We start from the raw sequence: 19,586 nt of genomic DNA, 5'->3' as shown, positions 1-19,586 counted from the left end.
ACATACGTGAGTACTACTGACGGAAAGACACCGAAGCAGCACCCCGATTGGCGGCGACAGAGGGCCAAAGAGATGAGTGGCGCGGCCCGCATTCCCGAAAGCTGCCCGTACTAACGTATCCACTTTTCGATGTTTTCTCTACTAGTCGCTTACCGTGAGTACGCATCTGATTCGGTGTAAAACTCTCTCTAAAGCGTCTCTACCCTTTACATACGCAGGAATTGTGGGGTTCTGACGAGGGTGAGTAAATAGTGATAGAAGACAGAGTAAAACGCACATCAGCAGTCGTGATTTTCCTTGCGATCGGAGTAGCGACACTGACGGGCACTGTACTCGCGGCGGACGTCGCCAGCGAGCAGAACGCAGCCCAGACAGCATTGAATCAGACGAACGACTCGTTCAACGTCTCGAATTTGAGCGTCGAGGACGGTGAGAACGTCACTGTCACCGCCGACATCGACAATCCCGGAGCGGAGCCAGCGATCCAGGCGGTCGAACTCCGTATTGACGGTGAACTGATCGAGTATCGACCCTGGGCACTCAACCCGGGAGAGACGGAGCAGATCAGTTTCGACGTCGGGTCCGATCAGGTGAGCGAGGATAGTATCATCAGCGTGCAGACGCGGATGCGTGGCGAAGTGGCGATCTTCGGCGAGGCGACATCGCCCGAAGCATCGATCACCTTCGAGGATCAGACCAGTGACGGCACCAACGTCACGATCGCAAACATCTCGAACGACGAGACGCCCTACTATGGGGCTGTCTGGACGGTAAATAACGAGACTGGTGAACCCGAGACGCTCCTCGGGGCGACACAGGTTACTGAGAACGAGACAAGTAACCTCACGGTCTCCTTCGAGGAACCGATCGAGGAGAACCAGACGCTCGTGGCCGCCGTCCATCCTGACGAAGACGGTAACGCCAGCACGGTCGATCCAGTTGCTGACGAAATTCTCGCCAGTGACACGGCCAACGTGACTGTCGAGATGGTCGAACAGCCACCCGAAGCGTCGGTAACCTTCGAGGACCAGACCAGTGACGGCACCAGCGTCACGATCGCAAACATCTCGAACGACGAGACGCCCTACTATGGGGCTGTCTGGACGGTGAACAACGAGACCGGTGAACCCGAGACGCTCCTCGGGGCGACACAGGTTGCCGAAAACGAAACGAGTGACCTCACGGTCGATTTCGAGGAGCCGATCGAAGAGAACCAGACGCTAGTCGCCGCCGTCCATCCTGACGAAGACGGCGACGCAGAGACGATTGACCCGGTTGCTGACGAAATTCTCGCCAGTGACACCGCTAACGTGACTGTCGAGATGGTCGAACAGCCGCCCGAGGCTTCGGTCACTTTCGAGGACCAGACCAGTGATGGCACTAGCGTCACGATCGCAAACATCTCGAACGACGAGACGCCCTATTACGGGGCTGTCTGGACGGTGAACAACGAGACTGGAGAGCCCGAGACGCTGCTCGGTGCCGCTCAAGTCAGCGACAACGAAACGAGTAACCTCACTGTATCCTTCGAGGAGCCGATCGAAGAGAACCAGACGCTCGTGGCTGCCGTTCACCCTGACGAGGACGGCAACGCTAGCACGGTCGATCCAGTTGCTGACGAAATTCTCGCCAGTGACACGGCCAACGTGACTGTCGAGATGGTCGAACAGCCACCCGAAGCGTCGGTAACCTTCGAGGACCAGGCCAGTGACGGCACCAGCGTCACGATCGCAAATATCTCGAACGACGAGACGCCCTATTACGGGGCTGTCTGGACGGTGAACAACGAGACTGGCGAACCCGAGACGCTCCTCGGTGCCGCGCAGGTCAGCGACAACGAGACGAGTGACCTCACGGTCGATTTCGAGGAGCCGATCGAAGAGAACCAGACGCTCGTGGCTGCCGTCCACCCTGACGAAGACGGCGACGCAGAGACGATTGACCCGGTTGCTGACGAAATTCTCGCCAGTGACACGGCCAACGTGACTGTCGAGATGGTTGAACAGCCGCCCGGAGCGTCGGTGACCTTCGAGGACCAGACCAGTGACGGCACCAGCGTTACGATCGCGAACGCCTCGAACGACGAGATACCGTACTACGGAGCTGTCTGGACAGTGAACAACGAGACTGGCGAACCCGAGACGCTCCTCGGGGCGACACAGGTTGCCGAAAACGAAACGAGTGACCTCGCGGTCTCCTTCGAGGAGCCGATCGAAGAGAACCAGACGCTAGTCGCCGCCGTCCATCCTGACGAAGACGGTAACGCCAGCACGGTCGATCCAGTTGCTGACGAAATTCTCGCCAGTGACACGGCCAACGTGACTGTCGAGATGGTCGAACAGCCGCCCGAGGCTTCGGTCACTTTCGAGGACCAGACCAGTGATGGCACTAGCGTCACGATCGCAAATATCTCGAACGATGAGACGCCCTATTACGGGGCTGTCTGGACGGTGAACAACGAGACCGGTGAACCCGAGACGCTGCTCGGTGCCGCGCAGGTCAGCGACAACGAAACGAGTAACCTCACGGTCTCCTTCGAGGAACCGATCGAAGAGAATCAGATGCTAGTCGCCGCCGTCCACCCTGACGAGGACGGCAACGCTAGCACGGTTGACCCGATCACCGAGGCAATCCTCGCCAGTGACACCGCTAACGTGACTGTCGAAGCGGTCGAACAGCCACCCGAAGCGTCGATCACCTTCGAGGACCAGACCAGTGACGGATCGACTGTCGCCGTCGCGAACGCGTTCTACGAACAACCACCGTTCTACGTCGCCGTATACGGCACGAACGCCTCCAGCGACATGATGATAATCGGTCTCCAGCAAGTCAGCGAACCCGAATCGAGCGGGCTGACGATGACGGTCGACGAACCGCTCGCCGAAACCGGAACGCTCGTCGTCGGGCTCCACCCCGACGCTGACGGAGATGCCGAGACGGTCGATCCGATGACGGACAGTTACCTGGCTATCGGTATGGCTGAGGTGACCGTCGACCTCGACGACGCGAACGCAACGAGCGCTATCGAAGCCCTTCTGTAACGACCGGCGTTACTACTCGATCACGCTATTTTTCGCTCACGTCCAGGATTCGCCGCTCGCCAGATCAGTTGCTCCGTCCAGTTTCGAGGATGGGCAGATATCTTCGAGCACGCAGACTTCACAGTCGGGGCTCCGTGCCGTACAGACGGCCCGGCCGTGGTCGATGAACAGGTGAGTGAACGCCTGCCACTCCTCGCGCGGGACGATAGAAGCGAGATCCCTCTCGATCGCTTCGGGTCGTTCCTCTTCGGTAAGGCCGAGCCGGCGAGTGATCCGCTGGACGTGCGTGTCGACGACGATCCCTTCAACGACGTCGTGGCCGTGCTGGAGGACGACGTTCGCGGTCTTGCGCCCGACGCCCGGCAGGTCGGTCAACTCGGCCATCGTATCCGGGACCTCCCCGTCGTGCTCCTCGACCAGGATTTCCCCGATGCCCTTGAGATACCCGCCCTTGTTGTTGTGGAACGTGACGCCGTAGATGTCCTCGGCGAGTTGCTCCTCGCTGGCCTCGGCGTAGTCCTCGGCGGTCTCGTATTTCTCGAAGAGGTCCTCGGTGACCTCGTTGACGCGCTCGTCGGTGCACTGTGCCGAGAGCACGACCGCGACGAGGAGTTCGAGCCGGTCGGAGAAGTTCAGCGAGATGGTCGAATCGGGGTACTCCTCGTGGAGTCGGTCGATCACCTCGGCCGCCTGTGCCTCGCGAGAATCGAGTGGCTCGCCCATGGGAGGGCCTTGGACGGCCGAGGCTTGAGAGGTTCGAAAGCGGCTAGACGCTGTCGGCCGGCCGGTGGCCGAACGGCAGCAGGTACAGCGGTTCGAACACCGCTTCGAGCGCCAGCACGTCCGCAAGCGCCTCGTCGTCGAACGCACCCACCGGACAGCTGCCCAGTCCGCGGGCCTCACAGACCAGGTGGAGGTTCTGTGCCGCGTGGCCGGCCTCCATGTGGACATAGCGCTCGCCGTGGTCGGGGTACCGGCCTGTGGTGCGGCTGTAGTCCGCCGACAGCGCGACGACCGCGGGCGAATCGACGACGACCGGCTGATCGAGCGCAGCCGCCGCGAGTTCGTCGTGGATCGGCCCGTCCAGGCGGCGCTCGAGCGCGTGCTGATCCGGATCGTAGCGGTACAGTCCAGGGTCGAGATCCACACAGCCGCCCGGGGCGACTTCGAGGTCGGCGACCAGCGGGAAGGTGGCCCCCGCGCTCGGGGCAGCCCGCATGTCGACGCCGTCCCGTTCGTGTGTGACGCCCTGTACCGCCCACAGCAACTGCGCGACGGTGTCCAGCGAGACGGCCTCGTCAGCGAACGAGCGCCGGCTCGCACGCGTCGCGATCGCCGCTTCGACGCTCGTCGAAGCCCCGCTCGATGGCTCGGGAAGGTCGACCGTGTTCATACGTGCCCTTCACAGGCAACTACAAAAAGAGCCGGTCCCGTCGCTATGAACCCTCGGTCGCCTCGACGACTGCCGACTGAAGCTCGTCGAGTGGCACCTGATCGTTGGCGTCGCTGACCTCCCACGCGAAGCGGATCACACACCTCGGGTCCGCGACCACGAGCGCCCGCCGGAGTCCGCCAGTCGTTCGACCGACGCCGTAGAGGTCGGTGACGTAGCCGCCGCGATCGTGGAGTACCGGGAACGGCAGCCCCTCGGCGAGTCGGGCCAGCGCGTCGGGATCGGTACCGATCCCGAAGACGCTGAGGCGATCGACGACCTGTGCCCAGTCGACGCCGGCGAGCGCTTCGAGCAGCGGCCGCGCTGCCGATTCGTCATCGGGCACGAAGGCCAGCACTACCGGTCCGGCGTCCGCCGCGGCCGAGAGCATGTACTCCGCACCCGGAGCGTTGGCCGCCGACAAGTAGAAGTCCGGCGCTGGATCGCCCGCTTCGAGCATAGCTGTTGGTTGCACGGCACGAGAAAAAGCGTGTGGGTGTCGTATACATCGGCCCGTGCGACAGTGTCACAGTCCCGGACAATCCTGAAGGGGGTCGCCGCCGACTGTCGACGTATGCCCGGTCCCGTATTCCTCCGTGGCGAGGACGTGACGCTGCATCCGCAGGGCGAAGACGACGTACAGTTCCTCCAGCGGCTCATCAATCATCCCGACGTCTGGCCGTCGCTGGCGAGCGTCGAGCCGCTGACCGAGGCCGAAGAGCGCGAATGGATCGAAGACACCGACAAGGACAGCGTCGACCTCATCGTTTGCGCCGACGGCGAGCGCGTCGGGACGATCGGGCTCAACCGATTCAACGAGACGTGGGGCCTGGCCGAACTCGGATACATGATCGATCCCGAGGCCCAGGGCAACGGCTACGCCACCGACGCCACCCGCCGGCTGGTCCAGTATGGGTTCGAGGACCGTCGCCTCCACAAGATCATGGCGAACGTCTACGAGAACAACCCCGCGTCCCAGCGCGTCCTCGAAAAGGTCGGGTTCCAGCAGGAGGGCGTCCTGCGCGAGCAGGCGTACGTACGCGGGGAGCGCATCGACGTGATCCGGTACGGGTTGTTAGCCGAGGAGTTCTAATCGGCACGCTCTCGCGCGAGGACGCAACTGCTAATTGGTTCGAACACCCAGACCACGTATGGCCTTTCGCCGGCTGTTGCGTGGACAGATCGACCGGGAGCGACTGGAATCGGTCGCACAGGCGGTCGCCGAGCGCCACGGACAGTCGGTCGGTCACATCGAGCTGCTGGACGGGAACAACTGGCTGTCGGCACCGTTCGTGCTCGACGATCAGTATTTCGTCAAGGCCATTTCCCGCCAGCACTCGCTGGTACACGCGTTGCTGACAGCCGGGCGCAACCTCGGGGCGTTCTCCAGCGGTTCCGAGGGCTTTTTCGAGCACTTTTCGACGCCGGCGGAGATGGCTGACCACGAACTGGCCGCGGCTCGGCAGATGCGCGAACTCGGGATCAACGTCCCGCGCCCGATCGAAGCGTTCGAACACGACGGTCTGGGCGTCGTCGTCATGGAGTACCTCCCGGAGTTCATCACGCTGGACGACGCTCCGGTCGGAGACGTGCGCGCCCACGCGGCGCCGCTGTTCGAGTGGCTGACAGAGATGCACGAAGCGGGCTTCGCCCACGGCGATCTCCGGGCGGAGAACGTCCTCCTCTCGCGGGGCGAACTGTACTTTATCGACGCGACGGCCGTCGACGAGCGGCGGATCCAGGACGCGCGCGCCTACGACGTCGCGTGTGCACTGGCGGTGCTGGAGCCGATCATCGGAGCCAGTGACGCGGTCGCGGCAGCTGCGGCCGTCTGTGATGATGAGACGCTGTTGGCCGCCGAAGACTTTCTGGATTTCGTCAATATCCGGCCCGATCACAGCTTCGACGCCCGCGCCCTGAACGGTGAGCTGGAGAAGGTAGCGACTCGGGACGGAGAGCCAGACAGTTCAGCGTAGCCGGTGGGTGCGGGCGACGCGCTGCATACGGACAGAGAAAACGGAAAGAGGGGGTGGGGGGTGGGGGGTGGCACCCAAAACTGGGTGCACGCTCGGCTTGGACGGCGGTATTCAAGAACTTTGTGGCCAGGGTGTCGGCTATTCTGCTATTTTCACGGTCGTTAGACATAAACACGCGGGATTCGTAAATCGAGATTGTGACGACGACGGCACCGACCGACGCGCTGGAGCCGACTGTCCGCCAGGCCGCGCGTACGGACTTGCTCGCGGTCTTCCGGATCGAACAGGCGTCGTTTCCCCAGCCGTGGCCTTACTCGGCGTTCGAGCAGTTCCTCGCCTCGCCGGGCTTCCTGGTGGCGGAAGTCGGCGGTCCCGACGAACCCGGTCAGTCCGGAATCGTCGGCTACGTCGTCGCCGACACCGTTCCGAATCACGGCCAGCCGCTGGGTCACGTCAAGGATCTGGCGGTCCACCCCGACCGGCGGGGAGAGGGCGTCGGTTCACTGCTACTCGGGCGGGCGCTTGCTACCCTCGACGACGTGGGCGTCAGTTCGGTAAAGCTGGAGGTCCGGGCCGGCAACGAGCGCGCCAGGTCGCTGTACGAGCGCTTCGGGTTCAGACACCTACGGACGATCCCCAACTACTACGACGACGGCGAGGACGCGTTCGTGCTCGTTCGCTGATCGACCGCCTTCGATCGCCGCGAGCGGGCCGTCGATCCGTTCAGGCGCTGCCGAATCGATGCGGGAACACTGTTCGTTACCCATAAGCCCCACGACCCCGAATCGGGTGTAATGACTGCGCAAGCCGCCGAATCACGCGACCTGGCGGTCGTCATCGGTCTGGAGGTCCACGTCCAGCTGGAGACGGACACGAAGATCTTCTGTGGCTGTTCGACCGAACCCGCCGAGGAACCCAATACCAACACCTGTCCCGTCTGTCTCGGGCTCCCCGGCGCGCTGCCGGTGCTCAACGAGGGGGCGGTCGAGGCCGCCGTCAAGGTCGGCAAGGCGATCGGCGCCTCGATTCCCGAGGAGACGGCCTTCCACCGGAAGAACTACTACTACCCCGACCTGCCGAAGAACTTCCAGATCACCCAGTACGACGCCCCGATCTGCCAGGACGGCGTTCTGGAGTTCGGCCACGAGGGCGAGCGCCGATCGGTGGGGATCCGGCGCGCCCACCTCGAAGAGGATCCCGGCTCGATCAAGCACGTCCGCGAGGGGACCGAGAGCCTGGAAGCCCGGACGTGTTCGATCGATCGAGCCGACTACACGCTGATCGACTACAACCGCGCGGGGACGCCGCTGATGGAGATCGTCACCGAGCCGGACTTCCGCGATCCGGCCGAGGTGCGGGCGTTCCTCGAAAAGCTCGAGGAAGTCCTGGAGTATCTGGGCGTGTTCGACCCCACTCGTGACGGAAGCCTGCGGATCGACGCGAACCTCTCGGTCGTCGACGCCGAGGACGTGGACGCCGACGGCGAGATCGACGAGGACGTGCTGGAGGAAGCAAACCGCACCGAGGTCAAGAACATCTCCAGTCACAAGGGCGCAGAGCAGGCGCTGTCCTTCGAAGCCTCGCGCCAGAAGAAGCTACTCGAGTCCGGCCGTGCAGTCGCACAGGAAACGCGACACTTCAACGAGACTCACGGCAACACCGTCGCGATGCGCTCGAAGGAAGAGGAGAAAGACTACCGCTACTTCCGGGAGGCCGATCTTCCTCCGCTACAGGTCAGCGACTGGAAAGACGAAATCGAGATCCCGGAGCTGCCCGACGCCCGCCGGGAGCGCTTCCAGGCGGAGTACGGACTCAGCGCGGAGGCAGCCTCGAAGCTGACCTCGACGAAACAGGTCGCGGACTTCTACGAGCAACTCGCACGCGAGTACGACGCCGATCTGGTGGCGACGTGGGTCGCCGACAACCTACTGGGCGAGTTGAACTACCGCGACATGGACGTGACCGACATCGAGGACCGCCTCGAGGAGATCGCGACGCTGGTCGAACTGGTCGCCGAGGAAGAGATCACGGCCAAAAACGCTCGCGAGACCGTCCTCCGGGGAATGCTCGACGACGGCGACGATCCGAAGACGATCGTCGACCGGGAGGGGCTGGGCAAGACCTCCGGCGACGCGGTCCAGGAAGCCGTCGAAGAAGCGATCGAGGAAAACCCCGACGCCGTTGAGGACTACCATAGCGGCGAGGACGGCGCGATCAACTTCCTCGTCGGGCAGGTCATGCAGAAGACCGGCGGCTCGGCGGATCCCGGCGAGGTCAACGGCCTGTTGCGCGAGGAACTCGAAGGCTGATTTCGCGATCCAGTCTCTCGTCCTCGGTACGCTCTCGCACAGTCGTCACGCACGCGCATCGTGCGCGCGCCTTGTCCGACTCTCGTCTTGCGATTTTCCGGCGAAAGACTGATTAGCGGGTCGTTGCGTAAGGACTCACAATGAGTGTTCGCGTTCGAGACGGTGATCGACGGTGCAGTTGATAATTACCGAGAAGGACAACGCCGCGCGGCGGATCGCCGACATCCTGAGCGATGGCGGGGCCGACGCCGAGCGACGCAACGGCGTCAACGTCTACAAGTGGGGTGGCAAGCGCTGTATCGGGCTGTCCGGCCACGTCGTCGGCGTGGACTTCCCGCCGGAGTACAACGACTGGCGGGACGTCCAGCCCGTCGAGTTGATCGACGCAGAGGTCGTCAAGTCCCCCACGCGGGAGAACATCGTCGCGACGCTGAAGAGCCTGGCTCGGGAGGCCGACGGAGCCGTCATCGCGACCGACTACGACCGCGAGGGAGAGCTGATCGGCAAGGAGGCCTACGAACTCATCCGGGAGGAGACCGACGTCCCGATCCAGCGGGTGCGGTTCTCCTCGATCACCGAAAACGAGGTCAAGCAGGCCTTCGGTAATCCGGACGATCTGGATTTCGACCTGGCCGCGGCGGGCGAGGCCCGACAGGTTATCGATCTCATCTGGGGGGCGGCGCTGACGCGGTTCCTCTCGCTTTCGGCTCGGCAGCTGGGTGACGATTTCATCTCTGTCGGCCGGGTGCAGTCGCCGACGCTGAAGCTGATCGTCGATCGCGAACGCGAGATCGAGGCGTTCGACCCCGACGACTACTGGGAGATCGTCGCCGAGTTGGCGAAGAACGGATCCGGCTTCGAGGCGCAGTACTTCTACGACGACGACGGCAGCGAGGCCGAACGCATCTGGGAGGAGAGCGAGGCCGACCGGGTCTTCGGGCACCTGCGCGTCCAGGAAACTGCCACGGTCGAGAGCGTCCGCCGGCGAACCCGGACGGACGCCCCGCCCGCGCCGTTCAACACCACCGCGTTCATCCAGGCCGCCGGATCGCTCGGCTACTCGGCCCAGCGGGCGATGTCGATCGCCGAGGAGCTGTACACCGCCGGGTACGTCACCTACCCCCGGACGGACAACACCGTCTATCCCGACGACCTCGATCCCGCGGAGCTGCTCGAGTCGTTCACCGGGACGAGCCCCTTCGGCGAGGACGCGACGGCACTGCTGGGGCAGGGCGACATCGAGCCGACCCGCGGCGACACCGAGTCGACCGATCACCCGCCGATCCACCCGACCGGCGAGTTCCCCGATCGGAACGAACTCAGCGATGGCGAGTGGGAGATCTACGAGCTTGTCGTCCGGCGCTTCTTCGCGACGGTCGCCCGGCCCGCGACCTGGGAACACCTGCGGGTGGTGGCCGACGCCGAGGGACTGCGGCTGAAGGCCAACGGCAAGCGCCTGATCGAGGCGGGGTATCACGAGGTCTACCCCTACTCCAGCGCCAGCGAGACCCACGTTCCCGACGTACAGGAGGGCGAGCAACTGGCGATCGAAGACGTCGAACTCCAGGCCAAGCAGACCCAGCCGCCACGGCGGTACGGGCAGTCACGGCTCATCTCCAGGATGGAGGAGATGGGCATCGGCACCAAGGCGACGCGCCACGGAACTCTCGAGAAACTCTACGATCGGGGGTATATCGACGGCGATCCACCGCGGCCGACCGCGCTGGCGAAGGCGGTCGTCGACGCCGCCGAGGCCTTCGCCGAGTTGATCGTCAGCGAGGAGATGACCGCCCAGCTGGAAAAAGACATGACTGCCATCGCCAACGGCGAGGCCACGCTCGATGAAGTGACCGACGAGTCCCGGGAGATGCTCGAACGCGTCTTCGAGGAACTGCACGACTCCCGGGAGGCGGTCGGCGAACACCTCCAGGAGTCGCTCAAGGAAGACCGGACGATCGGCTCCTGTCCGAACTGCGGCTCGGATCTGGTGATCCGCCAGTCGCGATACGGGTCGTACTTCGTCGGCTGTGACGGCTACCCCGAGTGTGAGTACACGCTCCCGCTGCCCTCGAAGGGCGAACCGCTCGTGATGGACGAGGTCTGTGAAGAACACGACACCCACAAGGTCAAGATGCTCGCCGGCAGCGATACCTTCGTCCACGGCTGTCCGCGCTGTCAGGCCGAAGCCGCCGACGAGAACGAGGACCGTATCATCGGTGACTGTCCTGAATGTGGTGCGGAACACGGAGGCGAACTGGCGATCAAGCACCTCCGGTCCGGCTCGCGACTCGTGGGCTGTACCCGCTATCCGGAGTGTGAGTACTCGCTGCCCTTGCCCCGTCGCGGCGAGATCGAGATCCAGGACGAGCGTTGCGAGGAGCACGATCTCCCGCACTTGCACGTCGTCGACGGGGACGACGAGCCCTGGGAACTGGGCTGTCCGATCTGCAACTACGAGGAGTATCAGGCTCGCAACGCCGTCGAAGACCTGGAAGACCTCGACGGCGTCGGATCGAAGACCGCCGAGAAACTTTCCGCGGCCGGCGTCGAATCGCCAGCCGACCTTGCCGGGGTCGAACCCGACGCGATCGCCGAGCAGGTCCGGGGCGTGAGTGCCGACCAGATCCGCGACTGGCAAGCCGACATCAAGGCGTGAATCGCCCCCTCATTTATTAGCTCGCTCGGACGAATTGTAACTGACCCATGAGTGATGGCAGCATTGCACAGCGGCTCCGACAGCGTATCGATCGCGTGCGCCAGGAAGTGAACGAGGCTGTCGACGAGTCCCAGGGGGCCGGCGAGCAACTCCGCACGGAGGTGCAAACGACGATCGACCGGCTGGACGATCGACTCGACGCACTGCAGGACCGGACAAGAGACGAACTCGACGAGGTGCTCGACGAATCCAAGGAGACAAGCGAAGAGTTGCGACACGAGGCGAACGAAGCGTTCGACGACCTCGAAGACAGCATAGAGACGCTCCGGGCGAAAACGACGGAACTGAGCGAGGGCGCCAAAGCCGAGGCCACGGAGGCAATCGACAAGCTGCAGGCCGAACTCGACGACCTTCGAGAGCGAATCAAGTAGGACCACTGTTCGTGTTGTCCGGGTGAGTGGTCTCCCGGGTGTGGAAACGATCCAGACGACTCGCGCACCGTTCTGACCGGCTGCGAACACTTGGCCCCCGATATCGGGGCTGGAAACCTACCGAACCGGAGCCGGTAGGAACGCGCATGGACGTCGGCCCGGACCAGCGCTACGAAGTCGTGTTGGTGTCGGTGCTCGCCTTGCTCGTTCTGGGGCTGACTCCGGCAACGATCACACCTGCCGTCCAGCCGTCGACGGAGCTGCAAGAGTTCGACGCCTGTAACGCGTGCGGAACGCCGATACAGCTGAGCGAAGTGTACCAGGGCCCGTACACGACCGCCGAAAACGTGACGGGTGCCGACAGCGAGTCGACGACTCCCAGTGATGCCGATCAGCGCGAGACGATCGCCTCCAGTGACTTCGACAACGAGTCGACTGCCGAGGATTACATCGAATCGGGGGCAGCCACGCCGAGCGCGTCAAGCGCGTTTGCGACCGCGTTTCGGGACCCGGCGACGACGGCCAGCCGAGCGGCGCGCGTTTCGGGATCGTCCGCGGTCAGCACCGGACACTCCCGGTAGAAGGTGTTGAACGCCTCGGCGAGGTCGCGCGTGTAGGTCGCGACGACGTGCGGACGCAGGTCGTCGGCCGCCTCCTCGATCACGGCCGGGAAGCGGGCGATTTCCCTGACGAGATCGCGAGCCGCGTCGGTTTCGAGCGCGTCGATGTCGACCTCCCCGGGAACCTCGTGACCGGCCGATGCAGCCTCGCCGAGAATCCCACAGCAGCGCGCGTGGACGTACTGGACGTACGGGGCCGACTGGGCCTCGAAGTCAAGCGCCCGGTCCCACTCGAAGGTGATCCCCTTCGTGGGCTGTTTGGCGACGATGTCGTACCGGACGGCACCGATCCCGACCTGGTGGGCGATCCGCTCGATGTCGTCCGCCTCGAGGTGGTCGTCGCGCAGGCGATCGTCCAGGCGGTCCTCGACCTCCTCACGAGCGCGGTCGATCGCCTCGTCCAGCAGATCGTCGAGGTCGACGCCGGTCCCCTCGCGCGTGCTCATCCCGCCCTCCGGGAGATTGACCCACGAGTAAAAGACCTGCTCGAGCTGCTCCGTGTCGTGGTCCAGGAGATCGAGCGTGGCGACGAGCTGTTCGGCCTGGAGCTTGTGGTCCTCGCCCAGAACCGTCACGGCACGATCGAAGTTGTCGAACTTCCATTCGTGATGCGCCAGATCACGCGTGGTGTACAGCGACGTGTCGTCCGCGCGCAGGAAGACCAGGTTCTTCTCGATCTCGGGCAGATCCAGCTGCCAGGCGTCCTCCTCGTAGACCGCCGCTTCGAGGTCCTGCAGCCGGTCGACAACGTCGTCGGTCGTGCCGTCGCGCATGAACCGCGTCTCCTTGACGAACTCGTCGAATTCGGCGGGGAGCCGCTCCAGCGTGGCGGTCATCCCCGAGAGGACCGTGTCGACGACCTCCGAGACGCGTTCGTAGGTCTCCTCGTCGCCGTCCTCCAGTCCCTGGAGGATCGCCTGGATCTCGGCTTCGGCATCCTCGACGGCGTCATCAGCCGCCTCCTCGAGGTACGTGTTCCCCTTGCGGTAGTACCGGACCATCTCGTACTCGGGAGAATCACGGTCCGGTTCCGGCAGGTCCGACTCGTCGAAGGTCTCGTAGGCCCAGGTGAACACGGCGATCTGGCGGCCGGCGTCGTTGACGTAGTAGTGACGCTCGACGTCGTAGCCGGCGTACTCGAGCACGCGCGCCAGAGCGTCGCCGATGATCGGGTTTCGGGCGCGGCCGACGTGAACCGGCCCCGTCGGGTTCGCCGACGTGTGTTCGACGACGACGCTCGTCTCCCGGTCGGGCAGGGTTCCGAACGCCTCGTCCTGTGCGGCTTCGACGGTGGCTTCGAGGTACCTGTCGCTCGGCAGGACGTTGACGTACGGCCCCTGCTGGCGGAGCGCGCCGATGTACTCGTAGTCGGCGGCGTCGATCGCCTCGACGATATTCGCGGCGATCTCGGGCGGCGGCGCGCCGGCTTCGCTCGCCAGTCGGTAGGCCACGCTGGAAGCCAGGACGGCCGGCACGTCCTCGGGGGGCGTCTCGATACCCAGATCGTCGGACGGGAGATCGAGCGCCGCCAAGGCAGTCGCGAGGGCGTCCTCGACCTCCGCGCGCAGGGAGAGTAACATATCTCCCCGTTTTCCGGCGTCGGGTATTAGCGTGACGGGTTCGGTTCGCAGGCAGTCCGAACGTCACCGCACGGCTGTCACCGAACGACGGTCACGGGAACCGGCGAGCGCCTGATGACCGTCTCGGCGACGCTACCCAGCAGGATCCGCGAGACGCCCGACCGACCGTGGCTGCCCATCACGATCTGATCGATGTCGTTCATCTCGGCGAACTCGACGATCGTGTTGGTGGGCTTGCCGATCTCGGTCTCCCGGTCGACCGAACCGCCTCCACCCTCCAGGTCCGGCTCGACCTCCTCGAAGATCTCCTCGGCGCGCTCTTTCTGGCGCTCGTACCACTCCTCGGAGAACGTCGGGAGCCCCGCCTGGACGCTGTAGCCGGCCTCCGCAGGATTGATAATGTGCAACAGCGTCACGTCGGCGTCAGGGTAGTCCTCGGCGACGAACTCACACGCTCTGTGGGCCTGCTCGGACCCGTCGACCGGGATCAAAATGTGCTTGCCCATAGTTGAGTATTCACACGGAGGGACCGTCAACGTTCGGGGAAACTATAACCGAACAGACAATAGATTGCGGCCAGGCCACCCAGGCGTTAGTAGAACGCGACCGGTATGCCGACGTCCCCGTCGGCGGCTTCGACCTTCTCGATGGCGTCCGCGAAGTCCTCGGATTCGACCTCGATGCGGCCGTCTCGAATAGCGAACATACCGGCCTCGGTCGTGAGGCTGGCCAGTTCCGCGCCGGTGAACCCGGCGGTTTCGTCGGCCCACTCGGCGAGGGCGACGCTATCGGCGAGGTTCATCTCGCGGGTGTGGATCTCCAGGATCCGCTCGCGGCCCTCGAAGTCGGGCTTTGGCACCTCGATGAGGCGGTCGAAGCGGCCGGGCCGGAGGATCGCCCGGTCGAGCATGTCGAAGCGGTTGGTGGCGGCGATGATCCGGATCTCACCACGGTCCTCGAAACCGTCCATCTCCGAGAGGAGTTGCATCATCGTCCGCTGGACCTCCGCGTCGCCGGAGGTCTTCGATTCGGTCCGCTTGCTCGCGATCGCGTCGATCTCGTCGATGAAGACGATCGCTGGCTCGCGCTCGGAAGCAAGCTCGAACAGATCCCGGACGAGTTTCGCGCCCTCGCCGATGAACTTCTGGACCAGCTCCGAGCCGGCCATCTTGATGAACGTGGCGTCGGTCTCGTTGGCGACGGCCTTGGCGAGCATCGTCTTGCCCGTGCCGGGCGGGCCGTGCAGCAGGACGCCGCTGGGCGGGTCGATCCCGACCTCACGGAACTGCTCGGCGTTGAGTAGCGGTTCCTCGACGGCTTCCCGAACCTCGCGGATCTGGCTTTCGAGCCCGCCGATGTCGTCGTAGGTCACGTCGGGCGACGAATCGATCTGCATTGCCTGCGCGCGGGCGTCAGTCTCGCTTTCGAGGGTCTGTTTGACCGTAAACGAGTCGTTGATCGCGACCCGGTCGCCGGCGTCGATCTCCGAGCGCAACTGCGGCGACACCTCTGTCAGCACTTCCTGGTTGTTCCCGTGCTGTTTGATCACGACACCATCGTCCAGCAACTCCTCGGCCGTCGCGATGTACAGCGACGAGGTCTTGAGCGTCTCGTTCTGGCGCTCGAGTTTGTCGACTTGCTCGATCAGGTCGTCCTGGCGCTCTTTGGCCGCGGTCAGTTGCTGTTGGAGCTCACGGTTCACCCGCTGGACCTCTGAGAAGTGTTCGTGCAGCGCCGCCAGTCGTTCGGACGGCGACATGTCGGGATCGAGATCCAGGGTAGGTCGGTCCGGGAGCGAGGGACTGCGAGACATCTGGTAGTGGATCTATTCGATACAGGGAAAAGTGCCTTTGGGTCGCGGTTGCAGTATCGATACCGCAACCGCGAGTGAACAGCCTCGGGCACGGTGGCCCGAGGCCTAGAGCAGCGATTCCATCTCCGCGAGGTACTCGGCGTAGATGTCGGTCGCCGCCTCGACCGGGTCGGGTTCGGCCATGTCGACGCCGGCGTCGCGCAGCAGTTCCAGCGGGTAGGCCCGCGATCCCTGCGAGAGGAACTCGATATAGCGGTCGGCCGCGTCGGGGTCGTCCCCGTCGAGGATCGACTCGACCAGTGCGGCCGCCGCCGAGATGCCGGTGGCGTACTGGTAGACGTAGAACGCCCGGTAGAAGTGCGGAATGCGCATCCACTCGCGAGCGATCCGGTCGTCGAGCTCCGCGGGTTCGTAGTACTCGCCTTTGAGGTCGGCGTAGATCCCGTCGAGTCGCTCGGCGGTCAGCGCCTCGCCAGCCTCGGCGAGTTCGTGGGTTCGCTGCTCGAACTCCGCGAACATCGTCTGGCGATACAGCGTCGAACGGAACCGTTCGAGGTACTCGTTGAGGACGTGCCGGCGCAACCGATCGTCGTCGACGGTCTCCAGCAGGTGGTGGGTCAGCAGCGTCTCGTTGACCGTCGAGGCCACCTCGGCGGTGAATATCTCGTAGTCGGCGTAGACGAAGGGTTGCTCGTCGCTGGTGTACTCGCTGTGCAGCGAGTGACCCAGTTCGTGGGCCAGCGTGTACATCGACTCGACGTCGTCCTGGTAGTTCATCAGGATGTACGGCTGGGACTCGTAAGTGCCGCCGGAATAGGCCCCCGACTGCTTGCCGCGGGTCTCGTAGACGTCGACCCACCGGGATTCGAGTCCCTCCGCGAGTCGCGACTGGTAGTCCTCGCCCAGCGGCGCGACGGCCTCGGTGACGTACTCGCAGGCCTGCTCGTACTCGATCTCGGGGCTCTCGGTCTCCGTCAGCGGGACGTACAGGTCCCACATCCGCAACCCGTCGCCGTCGATCACCTGCCGCTTGAGGTCAGCGTGGTGGTGTAGTGCATCGAGGTTGTCCCGGACGGTCTCGACGAGCGTATCGTAGACCTCTGTCGGGACGTTCGGCCCGTCCAGCGCGGCCTCGCGAGCGGTCTCGTAGTTCCGCGCCCGCGCGGTCTTGACGTCGGTCTTGACGCTGTTCTTGTGGGCCGCACCGACGGCGTTGCGGAGCGTCTCCCACTCGTCGTAGAACTGTTCGTAGACCTCTCGGCGGAACGCACGGTCCTGGCGTTTCTGCAGGGTCGTGAAGTTGTTGAGCGTGATCTCGACTGGCTCGTCCTCCTGCGGGTCCTCGACGCTCGGGAAGGACATGTCCGCGTTGGCCAGCATGTTGTACACCTCGGACGGTGCACCCAGAACCTCGCCAAGGTCCGCCAGCAACTCTTCGACCTCTGCCGAGCGGGTGTGGTCTTTCATCCGGAGAACGTCGTCGAAGTAGTGTTCGTACTCTTCGAGATCCGGCTCTTCCGCGATCATCGCCTCGATCTCCTCGCGGGTACAGCTCTGGATTTCCGGGTCGAGGAAGCTCGCGGCGCTGCTGGCTTGCGAGTGCAGCGACTGGGAGCGGGCGAAAAGTGCCTGATAGTCGCTGTCACGGGTGTCCTCGTCGCGGCGCATCCGGGCGTAGGCGACGACGTTCTCGACCTGTCGCATCACCGTCTCGAAGGTCTCCAGGGTGTCGAGCAGCGTCGCGGCGTCTTCGGTAGCTCGTCCCTCATAGGCGGCCAGGTCGCCGATCAGTTCGCTTGCCTGCTCGAAGGCGTCCTCCCACTCGTCGTCGTCGGCATACAGCGCTTCGAGGTCCCACGTGTACTCCGTGTCGACGTCGCTTCGTTCCGGTACCGAACTCATGACCCCGCCTTAGGACGGCGGGCCCCTAATACTGCCGGCTGTCGCCTCAGAAACACGTGGACGCTACGAGGACTGCCCATCGAGGTCGCCGCCGCGACAAGCGTGAAGACGATCACTCCCGCCCCGTTTGATAGTGACTGCTGTAAGTCTGTTCCGGATCAACCGCCCGACTGCAGGCGATCGCAGCGGTAAATTGTTACAGCAGTCACTATGACACAGGCAGTCGCTCTCCGCGAGCTAGAGGAGCAAGAGGGCAGTCTATCTTCCAACAGCGAGAGAATCCCGGCGTTTACGCCGGGCGTGAATCGCGTCACAGCGGCACATTTTTGCCTGCCGCGCCCGTTTGCACACCCAACCGAGGCGGCACGGCCGCCCCCATGTCGAGACAATTGGACAATTTCGGGATTCCAGCCCGACTCTCGCAAGGTATCCCTTGCGGGAGCGGCGAGGATACCGACAGAAAACAACAAGGTACCTCCGAATCCCCTACGGGATAGGAGTAACGGGGGCGTGGCACTCCCTGCACTCGTCGGTGTGCGAACGTAAGTTCCCAACGCTTCCGCTTTCGGCGGTGAGGGGAAGCCGCGCCGTGAACGGCGCGGAGGATGTCACCGCGCGAATCCCGCCGAACAGAGAACATGATCTACCTGGACCACGCAGCGACGACGCACCCACACCGGGATGTCGGCGAATCGATGCAGCCGTACCTTGAGACGCACTACCACAACCCATCCGCAAGCTACGCCACCGAAGAGACGAGTGCCGTCGCGAACGCCCGTCAATCGGTCGCGGAGCTGCTCGGAGCGACTCCCGAACGCGTGGTGTTCACCGGCGGCGGCAGTGAGGCCGACAACCTCGCGATCAAGGGAGCTATCGACGCGGCCGATGGCGAGCACGTCGTCACGACGACGATCGAGCACTCGGCAGTGATCGAGACCTGTGACTGGCTCGAAGAGAACGGCGTCGACGTCACTCGGGTTCAGCCGGGCGAAGACGGCCGCGTCGATCCCGCCGACGTCGAAGACGCGATCCGGCCGGAGACGACGATCGTATCGGTCATGCACGCCAACAACGAGACTGGCGTGATCCAGCCGCTCGAGGCTATCGGCGAGATCACCGACGAGTACGACGTGCGCTTTCACTCAGACACGGTCCAGTCGGCCGGCAAGATCCCGATCGACGTGGACGACCTCGGCCTCGACATGGCGAGTCTGAGCGCACACAAGTTCTACGGCCCGAACGGCGTCGGTGCACTCTACGTTCGGGACGGTGTCGAACTGGAACCGCTAATCCACGGCGGCGGCCAGGAGTTCGGCCTCCGGAGCGGTACCGAGAACGTCGCAGGGCTCGTCGGCATGGGAACCGCCGCGGATCTCGCAGTTGCCGATCTGGAGGAGCGTCGCGAGCGGCTGACCGATCTGCGAGCGGAGTTCGTCGCGAGAGTAACCGGCTTCGCGGACGCGAAGTTGATCGGCCACCCCGAACGGCGACTGCCGGGGTACGCGATGCTGTGTTTCCCGAATCGGACCGGTTCGGATCTGATCGACGCGCTGGCCGAGCGAGACATCGCTGTATCGGGCGGATCAGCCTGTCACTCGGGCGATCCGTCCCCGTCCCGGGTGCTCCTGGAAATGGGCATCGATCCGGAGCTGTCGCTCGGTGCCGTCCGGTTTTCGATGGGGAGAGCCACGACTGAGAACGACGTCGAGCGTGTCACCGAAGCGCTTAGAGAGATCCTGAAGTCCGCGTGAACGCCGGGGCTGTCACGCTGGTTCGCTATCACGTGCTTCGGAATCCAGGGGAGTTTTTTGGTCCCCCCGCTCGAC

The 19,586-nt window shown here is 64.1% G+C and carries 15 protein-coding genes; 8 read left to right on the top strand and 7 right to left on the bottom strand.

The features are described from left to right. Positions 1 to 251 precede the first annotated feature (251 nt). The gene (locus OB916_RS06360; protein ID WP_315908449.1) at positions 252 to 3,041 is read left to right on the top strand and encodes a DUF7282 domain-containing protein; all 2,790 of its coding nucleotides are present in this window, start codon (positions 252 to 254) and stop codon (positions 3,039 to 3,041) included. Positions 3,042 to 3,077: 36 nt separating this feature from the next. Here the strand turns inward: OB916_RS06360 and nth are convergent, their stop codons facing one another. From nth to OB916_RS06345, 3 genes are read right to left on the bottom strand one after another with little or no spacing between them, the layout of a single operon-like run. After that, positions 3,078 to 3,764, bottom strand: a complete 687-nt coding sequence (nth, locus tag OB916_RS06355; RefSeq protein ID WP_315908448.1) for an endonuclease III — start codon at positions 3,762 to 3,764, stop codon at positions 3,078 to 3,080. Positions 3,765 to 3,807: 43 nt separating this feature from the next. After that, the gene (locus OB916_RS06350) at positions 3,808 to 4,434 is read right to left on the bottom strand and encodes a SagB/ThcOx family dehydrogenase (protein ID WP_315908447.1); all 627 of its coding nucleotides are present in this window, start codon (positions 4,432 to 4,434) and stop codon (positions 3,808 to 3,810) included. 43 nt (positions 4,435 to 4,477) lie between these two features. After that, a complete protein-coding gene (locus OB916_RS06345) occupies positions 4,478 to 4,933 on the bottom strand; it encodes a redoxin domain-containing protein (RefSeq protein ID WP_315908446.1) in 456 nt (151 codons plus the stop codon). A 114-nt stretch (positions 4,934 to 5,047) separates the two neighbouring features. Here OB916_RS06345 and OB916_RS06340 point away from each other — a divergent pair, with 114 nt between their 5' ends. The 6 genes from OB916_RS06340 to OB916_RS06315 all read left to right on the top strand — a co-directional run bounded on the left by OB916_RS06340 (position 5,048) and on the right by OB916_RS06315 (position 11,845). Then, positions 5,048 to 5,566 carry a GNAT family N-acetyltransferase gene (locus OB916_RS06340; RefSeq protein WP_315908445.1) on the top strand — a complete coding sequence of 173 codons (519 nt, stop codon included), beginning with the start codon at positions 5,048 to 5,050 and terminating at the stop codon, positions 5,564 to 5,566. A gap of 58 nt (positions 5,567 to 5,624) precedes the next feature. Then, positions 5,625 to 6,449, top strand: coding sequence for an RIO1 family regulatory kinase/ATPase domain-containing protein (locus tag OB916_RS06335; RefSeq protein WP_315908444.1), 825 nt, complete (start codon positions 5,625 to 5,627; stop codon positions 6,447 to 6,449). Between the two features lie 197 nt (positions 6,450 to 6,646). Further along, positions 6,647 to 7,132 (top strand): GNAT family N-acetyltransferase, encoded by a 486-nt coding sequence (locus OB916_RS06330; protein ID WP_315908443.1) that lies wholly within the window; start codon positions 6,647 to 6,649, stop codon positions 7,130 to 7,132. A 111-nt stretch (positions 7,133 to 7,243) separates the two neighbouring features. Then, complete coding sequence (gatB, locus tag OB916_RS06325; RefSeq protein WP_315908442.1) at positions 7,244 to 8,758, top strand: Asp-tRNA(Asn)/Glu-tRNA(Gln) amidotransferase subunit GatB; 1,515 nt, start codon at positions 7,244 to 7,246, stop codon at positions 8,756 to 8,758. 172 nt (positions 8,759 to 8,930) lie between these two features. Then, positions 8,931 to 11,414 (top strand): DNA topoisomerase I, encoded by a 2,484-nt coding sequence (locus tag OB916_RS06320; protein ID WP_315908441.1) that lies wholly within the window; start codon positions 8,931 to 8,933, stop codon positions 11,412 to 11,414. A 47-nt stretch (positions 11,415 to 11,461) separates the two neighbouring features. Next, the gene (locus tag OB916_RS06315) at positions 11,462 to 11,845 is read left to right on the top strand and encodes a hypothetical protein (RefSeq protein ID WP_315908440.1); all 384 of its coding nucleotides are present in this window, start codon (positions 11,462 to 11,464) and stop codon (positions 11,843 to 11,845) included. 445 nt (positions 11,846 to 12,290) lie between these two features. Here OB916_RS06315 and argS read toward each other — a convergent pair whose 3' ends face one another. The 4 genes from argS to pepF all read right to left on the bottom strand — a co-directional run bounded on the left by argS (position 12,291) and on the right by pepF (position 17,760). Then, positions 12,291 to 14,045: an arginine--tRNA ligase gene (gene argS / locus OB916_RS06310; RefSeq protein WP_315908439.1), complete on the bottom strand. Its 1,755-nt coding sequence runs from the start codon at positions 14,043 to 14,045 to the stop codon at positions 12,291 to 12,293. 77 nt (positions 14,046 to 14,122) lie between these two features. Continuing rightward, the gene (locus tag OB916_RS06305) at positions 14,123 to 14,551 is read right to left on the bottom strand and encodes a universal stress protein (RefSeq protein WP_315908438.1); all 429 of its coding nucleotides are present in this window, start codon (positions 14,549 to 14,551) and stop codon (positions 14,123 to 14,125) included. An 86-nt stretch (positions 14,552 to 14,637) separates the two neighbouring features. Further along, positions 14,638 to 15,858, bottom strand: coding sequence for a proteasome-activating nucleotidase Pan2 (gene pan2, locus OB916_RS06300; protein WP_315908437.1), 1,221 nt, complete (start codon positions 15,856 to 15,858; stop codon positions 14,638 to 14,640). 105 nt (positions 15,859 to 15,963) lie between these two features. Then, positions 15,964 to 17,760, bottom strand: coding sequence for an oligoendopeptidase F (gene pepF, locus OB916_RS06295; RefSeq protein WP_315908436.1), 1,797 nt, complete (start codon positions 17,758 to 17,760; stop codon positions 15,964 to 15,966). Positions 17,761 to 18,398: 638 nt separating this feature from the next. Between pepF and OB916_RS06290 the strand changes: the two genes are divergently transcribed. After that, complete coding sequence (locus tag OB916_RS06290; RefSeq protein WP_315908435.1) at positions 18,399 to 19,511, top strand: cysteine desulfurase family protein; 1,113 nt, start codon at positions 18,399 to 18,401, stop codon at positions 19,509 to 19,511. Positions 19,512 to 19,586 lie beyond the last annotated feature (75 nt).

Origin of the sequence: Halapricum hydrolyticum (genome assembly GCF_025517535.1) — an archaeon.
Taxonomy (GTDB): Archaea; Halobacteriota; Halobacteria; order Halobacteriales; family Haloarculaceae; genus Halapricum; species Halapricum hydrolyticum.
This window is presented reverse-complemented; position numbering and strand designations above follow the sequence as displayed.